Here is a 14,263-nt window from a genome sequence, read left to right on the forward strand (position 1 = left end):
GCCCGGGCCGCAGGTCCTGGGCCGGCCGATCTGTGGAGTCGACTCGGCTTCCGTCCCTCCCCACGTCCGTATCCGGAGACAGACCATGCCCGTGCCCGCAGCCGCCCGTGCCACACCGGAGTCAAACGCGCGACAGATAGCCCTGCCCGGCTGGCTGGTCGCACTCCTGGCCACTTCCTGCGGGCTGACCGCGGCCAACCTCTACTACGCCCAGCCGCTCCTGGAGACGCTGCGCCGGACCTTCCAGCTCCAGGACTCGACCGCCGGCCTGCTGATCACCCTGACCCAGCTCGGCTACGCCGCCGGGATGGTGTTCCTGGTCCCCCTCGGCGACCGCATCGAGAACTCCCGTCTGGTCTCCGTCCTGCTCACCGTCACGGCCCTGGCCATGGCCGCCGGCGGCCTCGCCCCCACCTTCACCGTCCTGCTCATCGCCGCGCTCGTCGCGGGCGCCACCTCCGTCGTCGCACAGGTCCTCGTCCCCTACGCCGCCGACCTCGCACCCGATCACCTGCGCGGCGCCGTGGTGGGCAAGGTCATGAGCGGACTGCTCGCCGGGATCCTGCTCTCCCGCACCGTCGGCAGCCTGCTCGCGGACGTCGCGGGCTGGCGCACGGTCTACCTGGTCTCCGCCGCCCTGATGGCGATCCTGGCCCTTGTCCTGCGCCGCGCGCTGCCCCACCGGGCCCCCACCAGCACCGATTCCTACACCGCGCTGCTGCGTTCCACGGCCCGCCTGATCCGCGTGCACCCGCAGCTGCGCCGCCGGTCCTCCTACCACGCCTGCATGTTCGCCGCCTTCAGCGCGTTCTGGACGACCATCTCCTACGTCCTGACCACTGCGCCGTACAACTACTCCCAGCTCCAGGTCGGCCTGTTCGCTCTCGTCGGTGCCGCCGGCGCGCTCGTCGCCCCTCTCGCGGGCCGCCTCGCCGACCGAGGGCTCGCCCACCGGCTCACCCCCGTGACCTGCCTGCTCGCCTCCGCCGTCCTCATCTGGGCCGGTCTTGCCGCCCACCAGATCCTCGTCCTCGCCGCCGCCGCAGTCCTCCTGGACTGTGCCGTTCAGTGCTCCCTGATCTTCGGACAGCACACCATCTACCAACTCGACGCGGACGCCCGCGCCCGGATCACCAGCGTCTACATCGCCACCTTCTTCATCGGCGGCGCCATCGGCTCCCAACTCGGCACCCTTGCCTACCACTTGGGTATCTGGCATGCGGTCACCCTCACCGCGGCGGCCTTCCCCGTCATCGCCGCCCTCGCCTGGACCACCGACCGCACCCACACCAGCAGGAAGCGCCGGGCAGCAGGCACCACACGCAGGTGAAGCGGCCCGCTGGAGCCCACCGTCGCCCCGCAGGGGAGATGCGGGGCGACGGTTGTGGATGCCCCCGATCAGTGCGTGAGATCAGTGCGTGCACCGCACCGTCAGCGACCTGCGTTCAGCCATTCCGCCGTCAGCTCGCCCACCAGGGTGAGCATCTCGGGCTGGGTCATTTCCTCATGGCTGCACGGCAGGCTCTCCTCCCGCACTTCTCCCGTCACGTAGGGCGCCCACGCTTCCGCCGGCTTCGAACCGTCGACCTTGCCCGCAGCCGCCACGATGAGCAGCACGTCACCCTCGTACGCACGGGGAATATGAGTGCGCAGAATGGCCGAGCTGTTCTCCAGGACCCGCAGGTTGAAGGCCTTCTCCTCGTCCCGGAGGATGAACTGCTCCCACTCGGCGGGCAGGACGCCGTTCTGCGCGTTGAGGGCAAGCGCGTCCAGGCCGAACAGTGCCGGAATCCGTTCAGCCGGATAGGAGTCCATGATCACGACGGCCCCCACCGCATTGCCCGCCTCCTGCAGCTGGAATGCCATCTCCTGAGCCACTGCACCGCCCAGCGAATAGCCCAGCAGCTGATACGGGCCGGTCGGCTGGACGGTGCGGATCTGCTGCACATAGTCAGCGGCCATCTCCCTTATCGACCGCGGCAGTTCCTCCGTACCGGTGAGGCCCTGGGCCTGCACTCCGTACAGCGGGTAGTCCACGGGTATCGATGCCGCCAGCGGCGAGAAGCCCCAACTCACGCCGGTCGCGGGGTGGATGCAGAAAACGGGCCTGCGGCTGCCGCGTGTCCGGATCGGCAGGATCCTTGCCAGTGCTTCCTCGCGCCGGGCGGGGCGCGGCCCTTCGGTGAGCGAATCGTTGAGTCCGGCAACGGTGGGCGTGCCGAACAACGCCCGCAAGGGCACATCGAAGCCCAGCCTCGTCCGCACCTGGCCGGTCAAACGCGTTGCCAGCAGAGAATGCCCGCCCAGCTCGAAGAAGTTGTCGTCCACTCCGACCGTGGGCAGACCGAGTACGTCCGCGAAGATCTCGCACAGGATCACCTCCCGCATATTCGAAGGACCCCGGCCGGCCGGATCGGTGGAGTGCTTCGGGGCCGGGAGGGCCTTACGGTCGAGCTTCCCGTTCACCGTCAGCGGCAGAACATCCAGCGGCACGATCGCTGACGGCAGCATGTGTTCCGGCAACTCACCTGCCAGCTGCGTACGGAGAGCCGCGATGTCGACCTGGGCGTCCGCGGCAGGGACCAGATAGGCGACGAGGCGTTTGTCACCGGGCCGGTCCTCCCGGACCAGTACCGCGGCCTGGCCGACACCGGGGTGGGACCGCAGCGCCGTTTCGATCTCGCCCAGCTCGATACGGAACCCCCGGAGCTTCACCTGATCATCCGCACGCCCCATGAATTCCAGCTCGCCCCCGGAGTTCCACCGCACGAGATCACCCGTGCGATACATCCGCTCACCAGGACCCCCGAACGGACTCGCCACAAACCGCTCCGCGGTCAGACCGGGGCGGCCGAGATAGCCGCGGGCGAGTTGGGCACCGGCGAGGTACAGCTCCCCGGTCACCCCGGCCGGCACCGGCCGCAGTCCCGCATCCAGTACATAGGTGTGGGTGTTCCACACCGGGCGGCCCATGGGCACGACATCGCCGGTGTCCCTGCCCGGTTCGCAGGTGAACGCCGTCACCTCGATCGAGGCCTCGGTCGGTCCGTACAGGTTGTGCAGCGGGATCGGCAGTACAGCGTGGAACCGGTCACGCAACACCGCGGGCAGCGCCTCACCACTGCAGACCACCGTCCGCAGGGACGTGCAGTCCCGGGCGGTACGTTCGGCGATGAACATCTGCAGCATGGACGGTACGAAATGAGCAACCGTGACGCGCTCCCGCTGCACCAGTCCGGCGAGATACTCCGGATCCCGATGGCCACCCGGCCGTGCGACCACCACTGTCGCGCCTTCGGTCAGTGGCCAGAAGAATTCCCACACCGAGATGTCGAACCCGAACGGTGTCTTCTGCACCACCCGGTCCTGCGGCCTGAGCCGGTACACCTCACCCATCCATGCCAGCCGGTTCACCACACCCTTGTGCGGCACGACCACGCCCTTGGGCCGGCCTGTCGACCCCGACGTGTAGATGACATACGCCGGATGGGACGACGCCAACGCCCTCGGCCGGTCGGAATCCGAGAGGTCGTGCCCGTCCAGTGTCTCCAGCACGGCGGCGGTGGTGGGATCGTCCACGATCAACTGCCGTACGTCCTCGGGCAGTACACCCCTTGTGGCGGCGGATGTGATGACCAGGGCGGGTGTCGCGTCGTCGAGCAGGTAGGCGATGCGGTCGGCCGGGTAGGCCGGATCGACCGGTACATACGCTGCCCCCGTCTTGAGCACGGCCAGCAGCGTGGCAACCAGATCGACGGAACGCTCCAGCATCACCCCGACCCGCTCCTCGGGGCCCGCGCCCCGGGACACCAGGAGCCGGGCCAGCCGGTTCGCCCGTTCGTTCAACTCCGCATACGTGAGCCGGGTCCCCTCGAACACCATCGCTTCCGCGTCCGGCGTCCGTGCCACCTGCCCCTCGAACAGCTCGGGGAGCGTGGCCTCGGGAACCTCCCGCGCCGTGTCGTTCCACCGTTCCAGTACGTCCGTACGCTCCTGCGGTGTGATCACGTCCAGTTCCTCGATGAGCGCATCGGGTTCCAGCCGTGCCAAGGCGGTGATCAGTTGCAGAAACCGTTCGTGGTGTGCGGCGTTCTCGGCTTCCGTGTAGAGCGCCGGGTTGGCGACGAAGTCCACCCGAAGGCCCTCGGCCCGCTCGCAGAAGACCACCATCAGATCGTCCACCTCGCCGTTGGCCAGATACGTTCGTGAGGTGGTCTCGCACCGCCCGAACCGGGGCAACTTCTCATCATTGGGGTAGAAGTTGACCAAGGGGCCGAAGATGCGCCTGCCCGTGCCGCTGAGCTTCAGATCGCGGTAGAGGTCCCCGTAGCGGTAGCGCTCGTGCCGCAGACCTCCCCGGGTCCGTGCGGACGCCTCCCGGGCCGCATCCCGTACGGTCATGCCCGGCGCATGACGTAAGTGCAGCGGCAGTACGTTGGCCATCGTCGCCACCGCGTCCCGGACCCGGGACCCCCTGCGTGCCGTGACGTTGAGGCCCAGGGTGACCTCGGGGGGTTCGCCATACGGTGCAGATAGATGCCCACGGCTCCGATGAGCAGGGCGGGCAGGGCGACACCCGACGTACGCGCCAGTGTCCGTAGCGACTGCGTGATGCCGGAAGGGGGCACACCGGTCCTGCGGTGCGTGGAGTGGGACGCGGGCGCCGTCCGGCCGGTCAGCGTCACTGCCTCCGGTGCGGCCGCCATCTGCCCGGCCCAGTACGCCTGGTCGCGCCGGAAGTGTTCGCTCGCACGGTACGACGCGTCGTCGGCGATGACTTCGCCGAGCGACGCGAACGGAGTGGACGGGGGCTCCTGCCCGTCCTCCAGCGCGGTGTAGATCTCCGTGAGGCGGTCCAGCCACCGGGCGTACCCCAGGAAGTCCAAGGTGATGTGGTGAGTGCGCAGGTAGAGCAGGGTCCTGTCCTCGCCCACCAGGAGGGCCGTGATCACGATGGACACCGGCTCGTTCCGCAGATCCACCGCATGCGCCGCGTCCGCACGCATCCACGCCTCTGCCGCCGCGGACGGCTCGGGCTCGCCCCGCAGATCGACCACAGGCAGCCGGTGGTGGCGCAGCGGTTCGACGGCCTGCCACGGTCCGGCTCCGTCCTCACGGAACCGCAGACGCGCCGATTCGGTCTCGGCCATCACCTGGTGGAACGCCTTCTCCAGTAACGCGAGCCGCAAGGGCCCCCGGATGTCCAGGTAGTCGACCAGATTCTGGTCCGGGTTCTCCGGATCGACCGACTGCGCGTACCAGATGCCCTCCTGGGCGGCGGTCAGTGGTTTCCAGTTGAGGTCCGACATGGGTACAGCGCTCCGCCCGGATCGATCGGAGTTCCCGGCGCGCAGGATCGAGGCGCACTTCGGGGCATCATCCGACGGACCGGCAACGTCAGTACTTCCCATGACGGACACCAATGCCGAGCGGTTCCGTCAGGTCAGCAGTCGGCGCGCGTACCAGTCCCGGGAGTTGAGCACTCCGGGCAGGGCGAAGAAGTAGCCGCCGCCGAAGGGCTGGACGTAGTCGACGAGGGGTTCGTCGATCAGACGCTGCTGGACCTGTTCGAACTGGCGGTGCAGGTCCTGCTGGTAACACGCGAAGATGTGCCCGCACTGCAAGTTGCCGTTCTCGTCCATTCCCAGGTCGTAGTTGTACGAACGGCGCAGGAGACGCTGGCTCTTCGTGGCGTGGGTGCGCGGGTTCGCCAGCCGGATGTGGGAGTCGAGCGGAATGACTTGGCCGTGGGGGTCCTTGGCGTAGTCGGGGACGTCGGTCTCCGCGTTGCCGTCCAGCGGGGCGCCGCTGTCCCGGCGGCGGCCGAACATCATCTCCTGCTCGTTGATCGAGACCCGGTCCCAGAACTCCACGAGCATCCGGATCAGCCGGACGACCTGGTAGGTGCCGCCGCGTGCCCAGGCGGGCTCGGCCGGGTCGTCCACCCACACCAGATCCTCTGCGGTCCCGTTGGTGGGGTTGGCGGTGCCGTCCTTGAAACCGAGCAGGTTGCGAGGGGTGCCGGAGGGGCGCGGCGGCGATCCGTACCCTTCCATCTTCCAGCGCAGCTGCATGCCGCCCCGGGTGTGCTTGGTGAGGTCGCGGATCGCGTGGTGGAGGGTGTCCGGGTGGTTCGCGCAGAGCTGGAGCAGCAGATCGCCGTGGCTCCAGCGGGCCTCGGGCGCATCGTTGGGGAAGGTCCGCATCGGGGTCAGGCGGAGCGGCTTGGCATGGGACAGGCCGTACCGGTCGTCGAAGAGGCTGGATCCGACGGCGAGGGTGAGGGTCAGACCGTCGGCGGGGACATCGGGCCCCAGTACGTCGCTGTCCGAAGGAGGCTGGCTGACGCCCAGGTCCGGTGGGGTTCCGCCGGTGGTGAGGAAGCGGGCCCGCTCGGTGAGGGTGTGCATCAGCTCGACCAGATCCGAGCGCTTCGCCGCTGTCGCGTCGAACGCGGCGAAGGCCGAGAAGCGCTGCTGGTGCGGGGGGCCCGGGGTGAGGATGCCCGACTGGTGGGCGCCGTGGAAGGGGAAGGACGACGCCTCGTGGGAGCTGTTGCCACCGCTGTTCGCGTCGGCGTGGGCACCAGCGGCGAGAAGTCCGCCCGTCAGGGCGGTGCCGGCGGCTCCGGCGGCGCCGCCCTGTATGAACGTGCGTCGGCTGACGCCCATGGCAGGTCTCCTTGATCGGTCGTGACGGCGGAGCGGATAGAGGCGGACAGAGATGGGGGACGCCCTGTGGATTTCGGTCCGGTGTCGTCCGGCGCGGACGCGCACATCGAACGGCGGACGCGCGCATCAGCGGGAGATGGGCACCTCAAGGAGGTCGGGGACCGAGGCGAGGGTCTCCAGCACGCTGCCGATACGGGCATCGACCTGCTGGCGCTCGGCCAGCGGAACGTCCGGGAAAGGCTGCCAGCCGCCGTGCGTGCGGGTCGCCCGCAGCGCCGATTCCAGCGAGTCGAGCTGTGCGGCGGCGGTCGGCAGAAGCTTGGGCGAACGGGGCTTGACGAGCGGTGCCAGCTCGTCCAGGACCACCCGCGTCCCCTTGATGTCGGCCTCGGTCTCCGCGTACATGTCGCCGGAGCCCTGGTCGGCCGCGCCGGTCAGACGGTCCCGCAGGGCGTCCTCAAGGATCTCGTGGGAGCGCAGGGGGAGGTCGGTCGGGTCGACGGTGACCTGGGGAAGTTTCTTGCGCAGAGTCGCTACGTCTGTCTTCAGCCGGTCGGCGACGGGCAGGAGTTCGCCGGTACCGGCCTTGTGCCACAAGCCGTATTCCAGGCGGTGCAGGCCGGTGAAGTCCTTGTCGTGGACGCCTCCGGGCAGACCTTGCGGCAGTCCGTCGATGGCGTCTCCGAGGTCCCCGAAGCTCCCGTAGGCGGCGCCGACCTCGTCCCAGGTGAGCTGGGCGGGCAGCCAGTCCTTGCGCGCGGTGTCCAGGTGGTGGTGGGCGATGTCGGTGCGGACCGTCGCGACCTGTCCGGCGAGGGTGGCCAGCTTGGGCGCGACATAGGCGCGGTACTGAACCGTCGCAGGCTTGAGGTCGGCGAGCGACACCCGCTTGACAGCGACCGGGGCCTTGCCTCCGGAGCCCGATCCGGCTCCTATGCTCACGGTCTGTGAACTCGTGGTCCCATGGCCCGACATCAGACATTTGAAGGTGTACTGACCGGTGCCGAGTGTGGCGCTCATCGTGCCGGTGGTGGCAGGACCCAGCGTCTCGATCTCGGCGACGATGGCCCCCGAGGCGTTGTCCAGGTTGATCTCGCCTGCCCGCCCGGACCGGTTGACCACCTGGAAGGTCTGCGCGCCGCTGTGCGCGCTGGACCACCCGGTCGCGCAGCCCGACGACGACACGGTGACCCGGGTGCCGGCCGCTGTGCTGCCGCCCGAGGGCAGCAACACCACGGCGCCCGCCGCCAGGAGAGCGGGCACCACCACGATCACGGTACCGACCGCCCAGGGGTTGCGGCGGCTCAGGAAGCCGGCGCGGTCCTGCGGGGCGGAGGGGCCGTCCGCGGGGACGGTCTGTGCCTGCGGGGCCGGAGCACCCGCCGGAGCCGGCTGTCCCGCAGCCGCAGGAGAGGAATTCGTCGCCGGGGCGGAGCCGGCGGTGGCGGGCGAACGCGCGGCCCTGACGAACAGCGTGACGGCGACACCCAGGTACACGGCCCACGCGACGACCTGGAGCACGGTCATCCGCGTGGTGAGCTCGGTCACGCCGGTGATGAGAGTGACCCACCACGAGCTGGTGGGGATGGTCCCGCTGACGTCGAACGCCAGCCAGGTGCGGCCGGGGAGCAGGCCGGCGTTCTGCAGCTCGCCGAGTCCGTACGCCAGCACGCCTGCGGTGATCACGAGCAGCGCGAGGGCCGTACGGGAGAAGAACACACCCAGGTTGATGCGGATCGCCCGGCGGAACAGCAGCCAGCACACCAGGCAGGCGAGCGCCAGCCCGAGACCGGCCCCGACGAGCGGGGACACTGTCTCGCCCGAGGCCCGGGCAGCCGTCCACAGGAACAGAGTGGTCTCCAGGCCCTCCCTGCCCACGGCGAGGAAGGCCGTGGCGGCGAGTGCGCCCGCCCCCACCTGCGAGGCAGCCGCCACCTTGGAGCGCAGTTCGCCCGACAGGCTCGCGGCGGTCTTCCGCATCCAGAAGACCATCCAGGTCACCAGGAACACCGCCAGGACACTGAGCAGGCCGCCCACCATCTCCTGGCCGCGGCTGGAGAGCACATCGGTGGAGAACGTCAGCACCGTCGCGAAGCTCGCCGCGACGGCCACCGCCCCGACCACACCCAGCCACACGGGCGCGGTGGACGCACGGCGGCCCTCGCCCGCGGTACGGCGCAGCGCGGCCAGCAGGATGCTGACCACCAGTCCCGCCTCAAGTCCCTCGCGCAACCCGATCAGCAGGTTGGGGAACGCGTCAGCCCAAGTCATACAAGTAAGGTAAGCCATGCCTCAGGGCTGGTGATCCCGGCCCCCACGTGCGGACGTGATCGAGCAACTGGGTCAGGCGAACAGTCCGGTGAGCATACGAGCGGGGTTCTGCCGGGTGAGGGTGTCGACCAGAGCGCGGTCGATTCCCCGTGCCACGAGCATTTCGGCGAAGACGGTGGGCACATAGATGAACCCGTTGCCGCCGTGCTGGGTCCACATCTGCTTGAGGAAGAGATCGTGGCTGAGCAGGAGTTGCCCGGCGTGGCCGTCGTCGATGTGGCGGGCGACTGCGTCCGCGGTGGCGGTGGACGCGGGCGACTCGCCCTCCTTGGGGAACGTGACGTCCATACCGATCATGTCGAATTCGAGCCATACGCCGCGATCCGCCACCGAGCGCTGGTAGTCGACGTCGGCACCGGACGGATCCATGTGTGCGAGGACGACCCTCGCCGGTTCGACACCGATCTCGCCGAGCACGACGTCGAGCACCTCGTGTGCCCGCCGTTGCCAGCCGGGCAGGTGGATCATCAACGGGACGGACGGGTGGTCGAGCTGGGCGAGAGCTGCCGCGCGAAGCGACCCGTGCTCGGCCGCGGTGAACTCGGGGGACACCCCGATCTCGCCGATGACGCCCGGCCGGATGCCGGAATCCCCGACACCGTTGGTGAGCTCGTTCCCGATCGCGGCCGCCTGTTCGTCGACCGTGCCGGCCGGGATCCGCGCGGCCTCGAACTTCTCCAGGTAGGCGCCGCAGCCCATGATGATGTTGAGGCCGCTGCGCCGCGCGAGGCCGAGGAGGCGTTGCGGGTCGCGTCCGATGGCGGAGCTGGAGGTCACGTCGACGATCGTGCGCCCGCCGACGGCCTGGAAGGCAGCCACCTCACGGAGCACGTCCTCGACCGGCTTGGCGGCGATGTTGTCGGAGCAGCAGTAGGGGTCGTGCCGCAGTGCCCACGCGGACGAGGCGCTGACCTGTTCGTCCTTGATCGCGGCGGAGAACGGGTAGCTCGGTTCGTCCAGCACGCCCGAGAGGTTGTTGAACAGGTGTTCATGAGGCAGTACGAGGCCCAGTCCGGCCGCGGGTACGGCTCCGGTCACCGTCTGCACGTACGGCTGCTCGCCCGTGCCCCCGGTCATGATGTCCCCGCCGAGGTCACGGAGCGGCGCGAGGGGATCATTCCGATACCTGCCGCGACCAGGGCGATCACGGTGCCTATGACCGTCACGGCGTGCAGGGGCTGGCCGACGGACGGGCTGATCACATCGAGGATCAGCGAACCGACCAACTGGCCCGCGATCGAGGCGAGTCCGAGCAGGAGCAGGCCGAGGCCGCGCACGAGCAGTGCCATGAAGGCGATGGAGAGCAGGCCGAGCACACCGCCTGTGTACATCCACCAGGTGCCGGGGAGCGTGAAGCTCACCGAGCCGGTGGAGGCGCGCACGAGCAGGCCGATCCCGAGGACGACGAATCCGACGAGGAAGTTGAGGCCGATGGAGACCAGCATGGATCCGCTGCCCTGAGCCACGGCCGAGTTCCCGGCGGGCTGCCAGCCGGCGAGCAGCCCGGCGGCGAACGGCAGGACCGCGAGCGCGATGGTTCCGGGCACCTGGAAGTTCGGCGAGATCGCCACGGCCGTCGCGACGATGGCCAGCAGGGCGCCCAGACCGCGGGGAAGCGTGATCGGCTGCTTGATCGTGGACGTCGCCCCGACGCGGTCGCAGACCACGCCCGAGATGACGAGCCCGGAGATCAGCGCGATCTGGAAGACGGCGACGCCGAGGGTGCCCACGGTGATGCCCTCGGAGAGCACGACGGCGGCGCCGCACAGGCCGGCGACACAGTTCCACCAGGGAATGGTGCCGTCGCGGAGCAGGCGGGGAAGGTTCAGCGCCTGCCGGCGGGTGGCCGGGCGGGCGAACACGATGACCGCCATGAGGAGCAGGCCGGTCCCGAAGGAGATGACGGCTGCGGCGTTTCCGTCGTTGATGTTCTTGCCCAGAGCGCCGTTGACGGTGGACTGCAGCGGACTGAGCAGCCCGGCCAGCACGGTGGCCAGGACCAGCACTGCCGTGGTGGTGCGGCGGGCGGTCCGCGCGGGTGCTGCGGGCACGGTGCCCGGTTCGGGTCCTGCGGTGTTGAGGCTTGTCATCGTGTATTCGCTCTCCTTTGAGCCAGTATGTCCGAGGGGACCGATGCAATCTCTGGGCGTGTGAGCTGTTTCATAACGGCGGCGATCGCCGTTGCGGCCTTGTCGGCCCGACGGGCGGTGGCCCGGCGGGCCCGGCACGGTGCGGTCAGTCCCGGGCGCCGGCGAGCCAGGTGACGGCCTGGTCGAAGAGCTGCTGGTAGCCCTTCCACTCGATGAACTCGGCGGGGGCCCAGTGCGGTGAGATGTCCGATGCGAAGGCGAGCGTGCGTCCGGCGCCCTCTTCGCGGACCGCGAGCAGCGGGCGCGATTCGATCGTGGCGAGCACGCGCGCGTCCGGCTTCGCGACGAGCCGCTGGTAGCCGAGGAGGATCGGCCACTCGGACTCCAGCCCGGCCGTGACCTCGTGCGTTTCCCCGGTGAGCTCGCCGCCGACGCCTTCGGGGCACTCCACGCGGTCGTCGTACGGGAGGATCTCCACCGGCAGGACGTCCTCGATCGGCGTCGCGTGGTAGTTGGCCTTGGCCTGGAAGCCCTGGAAGCTCAGGTATCCGCCGGCCATGGCGAGGCCGCCGCCCTGCCGGACCCACTGCGCGAGGAGCTTGAGCCGGTTGGGGAACGGGCGTCCCTGGGCGAACACCTGCGGGTGGAGCAGCAGCGAGTTGGCGCCGATGTCCGAAAGGATCACGACGTCGTAGGCGGCGAGCTTCTCCAGGGTCTCCGGGAAGTGGGTCGCCACATCGTGCGAGAGCAGATGCGTGACCTCGTGGCCCGCGCGCTGCAGGGCCTGGAGCAGCGGGGTGACGCCCACCTCCAGCTGGGCGTGGGGGAAGGCGTCGTAGCCCTTGAAGTCGGTGGATGCGTTGATCCAGGACTCGCCTGCGATGAGTACGCGGCTCACGCGTACCTCCTTTTCGATGATCTTGCGCAATGTTGCGCTGGTTTTGCGCAACAATAGAAGCGGGTCGATGCGCCGTCAATGCCCTACCGGCAGCGCACTAGACTGCGGAAAGGCGAGGGAGGTTCGGATGACGTTGACCAGCGTTGCGCAACACGCGCAGGTGTCGGCCTCGACGGTTTCGCGGTACTTGCGCGGGCAGCTGAAGGTGCAGCCGGAGACAGCGGCCCGGATCGATGCCGCCGTACGCGAGCTGAAGTACGAGGTACCGGTCGCGGCCCCGTCCGGCCCACGCGCCGGCCGCCCGGTGATCGCACTTGTCGTGCCGGACCTGATCAACCCCTTCTTCGCGGAACTGGCCGAAGAGGTTGCCGCGGCGGCCGCCGTCAGCGGAGTGGGGCTCGTCGTCGGGATCACCGGCCAGCAGGCCCGGCGCGAGTCGCTTTTCAGTGACTTCGCGGCCTCGACCGAGGCCATCGACGGGCTGATCTACGTCGGAATGCACCGCCAGAACCCCCGGCTGACCCAGGCAATCGCCGAAGGGCTGCCCGTGGTCCTCCTGGACGAGGAGGTCGCCGGCCCGTCCGAGGTCGACACCATCGCCGTCGACAACTACAGCGGCGCCTACCAGGCGACGTCCTATCTCGTGCAGCTCGGGCACCGGCGCATCATGCACATCGCCGGACCGCAGGAGCTGTCCACCACCCGTGACCGGCTGCGCGGCTACCGGGACGCCATGGATCACGCCGGACTGGACGTCGACGAGGACCTCGTCCTGCACGGCCCGTACACCGAGCAGTTCGGCGCCAGTACGTTTCCCTACCTCGCGCGCGCCGCGCAACCGCCGACGGCGGCCTTCGTGGGCAGTGACATCGTCGCGGTCGGCATCCTCGGCGCGGCGGAACTGCATGGGCTGAGCATCCCGGAAGACCTCTCCGTCATCGGCTGCGACGGCATCCGGGTCGGCGAGTGGCTGCGCCCCAAACTCACCACTCTGCAGCAGCCGGTGGCCGACCTCGCGCGTACGGCGCTCGAAGTGGTCCAGAACCGGATCGCGGCCCCGGACGGCGCCCGGGTGGCGAAGTCCTTCCCCTTGCACCTCGTGATCCGCGGCTCCGCGGTTCCCCCGCAGCACTGACAGGAGACCCCGCGTGCTCGACCCCGTTTCCCTGACACAGCAGCTCGTCCGGCTGGACACCAGGGCCGGAAATGAGAAGTCCGCCGCCGCGCTTCTCGCTCCGATCCTCGCCGACGCCGGCTTCAGCGTGCGGAGCGACGAGCCGGAGCCCGGACGGGTCAATCTCGTCGCCCGCTACGGCAGCCGCACCCCGGTCACCCTGACCGGGCATCTGGACACCGTCCCCGCCGACGCGTCCGGCTGGTCCTTCGACCCGCTGAGCGGAGACATCCACGGTGGCCGGCTCCGCGGGCGCGGCAGCAGCGACATGAAGGCGGGCGTGGCGTGCATGGTGGCCGCCGCGGCCCATCGGGTCTCGACCCACCCCACCGACACCGATGTACAACTCGTCCTCACCTTCGGCGAGGAGACCGGTTGCGAGGGGGCGGCCCGGCTGGAGGGTCTGACTCCGAGTCCGGTGCTGCTGGTCGCCGAACCCACGGCGAACAAGATCGTCCTCGGGCACAAGGGTGTTCTGTGGCTGCGGCTCACCGCCGAAGGCCGCAGCGCTCACGGGTCCCGGCCCGAACTCGGCGACAACGCACTGGCCAGGCTCGCCGCGGCGGCGGTCCGGATCCACGACCACAAGGACTGGCCGCGCAGCGACACACACGGTGCGGCCACCGTCAACGTGGGCACCTTCCACGCCGGTGTCCAGCCCAATCTCGTCCCCGACCACGCCGAGTTGATGCTCGATATCCGCACCATCCCGGGGTTCAGCTCCGACGACGCGCTCCTGGCGATCGAGCGGCTCGCCGGCCCGGGAACCGGGATCGAGCGGGTGCTCGACCTGAACGGAGTGGCCACCGACCCTGCCACCGCCCTCGTCCGTGACCTCGCCGATGCCCTGCGCCCGGCGGAAGCCGACGGGCGGCCGGAGTACGCGACCTACTTCACCGACGCCTCGGTGCTGGCCGGGAAACTGGACGCCCGTGCGGTCGTCATCTACGGTCCGGGCGATCCCGACCAGGCGCACGTCACGGACGAGACGTGCGCCGTGGCCGCGATCCCCGAGGCGGCCGAGGCCGTCCACCGGCTGCTCGCGTCCTGGGGTGCAATGGCTGACTCTGCGTCACATTCCCGCTGAGGAAGGCTCGTT

Annotated in this window: 10 protein-coding genes; 3 read left to right on the forward strand and 7 right to left on the reverse strand. The window is 69.5% G+C overall.

Annotation, left to right across the window (positions count from 1 at the left end; genetic code table 11):
• Positions 1–85 precede the first annotated feature (85 nt).
• Positions 86–1,330: an MFS transporter gene (locus OHB13_RS32455; protein WP_328379462.1), complete on the forward strand. Its 1,245-nt coding sequence runs from the start codon at positions 86–88 to the stop codon at positions 1,328–1,330.
• 101 nt (positions 1,331–1,431) lie between these two features.
• Here OHB13_RS32455 and OHB13_RS32460 read toward each other — a convergent pair whose 3' ends face one another.
• The 7 genes from OHB13_RS32460 to OHB13_RS32490 all read right to left on the reverse strand — a co-directional run bounded on the left by OHB13_RS32460 (position 1,432) and on the right by OHB13_RS32490 (position 11,990).
• Positions 1,432–4,452, reverse strand: coding sequence for an amino acid adenylation domain-containing protein (locus tag OHB13_RS32460; protein ID WP_328379463.1), 3,021 nt, complete (start codon positions 4,450–4,452; stop codon positions 1,432–1,434).
• On the reverse strand, positions 4,398–5,309 hold the full coding sequence (locus OHB13_RS32465; protein ID WP_328379464.1) for a condensation domain-containing protein: 912 nt from the start codon (positions 5,307–5,309) through the stop codon (positions 4,398–4,400). The genes OHB13_RS32460 and OHB13_RS32465 overlap by 55 nt, the downstream gene beginning before the upstream one ends.
• Positions 5,310–5,438: 129 nt before the next feature.
• On the reverse strand, positions 5,439–6,671 hold the full coding sequence (gene efeB / locus OHB13_RS32470) for an iron uptake transporter deferrochelatase/peroxidase subunit (RefSeq protein WP_328379465.1): 1,233 nt from the start codon (positions 6,669–6,671) through the stop codon (positions 5,439–5,441).
• 126 nt (positions 6,672–6,797) lie between these two features.
• Complete coding sequence (efeU, locus tag OHB13_RS32475) at positions 6,798–8,942, reverse strand: iron uptake transporter permease EfeU (protein WP_328379466.1); 2,145 nt, start codon at positions 8,940–8,942, stop codon at positions 6,798–6,800.
• Between the two features lie 72 nt (positions 8,943–9,014).
• Positions 9,015–10,079 (reverse strand): phosphotriesterase family protein, encoded by a 1,065-nt coding sequence (locus OHB13_RS32480; protein ID WP_328379467.1) that lies wholly within the window; start codon positions 10,077–10,079, stop codon positions 9,015–9,017.
• Positions 10,076–11,092: a DMT family transporter gene (locus OHB13_RS32485; protein WP_266851050.1), complete on the reverse strand. Its 1,017-nt coding sequence runs from the start codon at positions 11,090–11,092 to the stop codon at positions 10,076–10,078. Before OHB13_RS32485 ends, OHB13_RS32480 begins: the two co-directional genes overlap by 4 nt.
• 145 nt (positions 11,093–11,237) lie before the next feature.
• A complete protein-coding gene (locus tag OHB13_RS32490; RefSeq protein ID WP_266851049.1) occupies positions 11,238–11,990 on the reverse strand; it encodes a glutamine amidotransferase in 753 nt (250 codons plus the stop codon).
• 127 nt (positions 11,991–12,117) lie between these two features.
• On the opposite strand from OHB13_RS32490, the gene OHB13_RS32495 reads away from it, so the two are divergent.
• Entirely contained in the window at positions 12,118–13,125 is a 1,008-nt protein-coding gene (locus OHB13_RS32495; RefSeq protein WP_266851047.1) for a LacI family DNA-binding transcriptional regulator, read from the forward strand.
• 13 nt (positions 13,126–13,138) lie between these two features.
• Positions 13,139–14,251: a M20 family metallopeptidase gene (locus tag OHB13_RS32500; RefSeq protein ID WP_328379468.1), complete on the forward strand. Its 1,113-nt coding sequence runs from the start codon at positions 13,139–13,141 to the stop codon at positions 14,249–14,251.
• Positions 14,252–14,263: the final 12 nt, after the last annotated feature.

Origin of the sequence: Streptomyces sp. NBC_00440 (assembly GCF_036014215.1) — a bacterium.
Classification (GTDB): domain Bacteria; phylum Actinomycetota; class Actinomycetes; order Streptomycetales; family Streptomycetaceae; genus Streptomyces.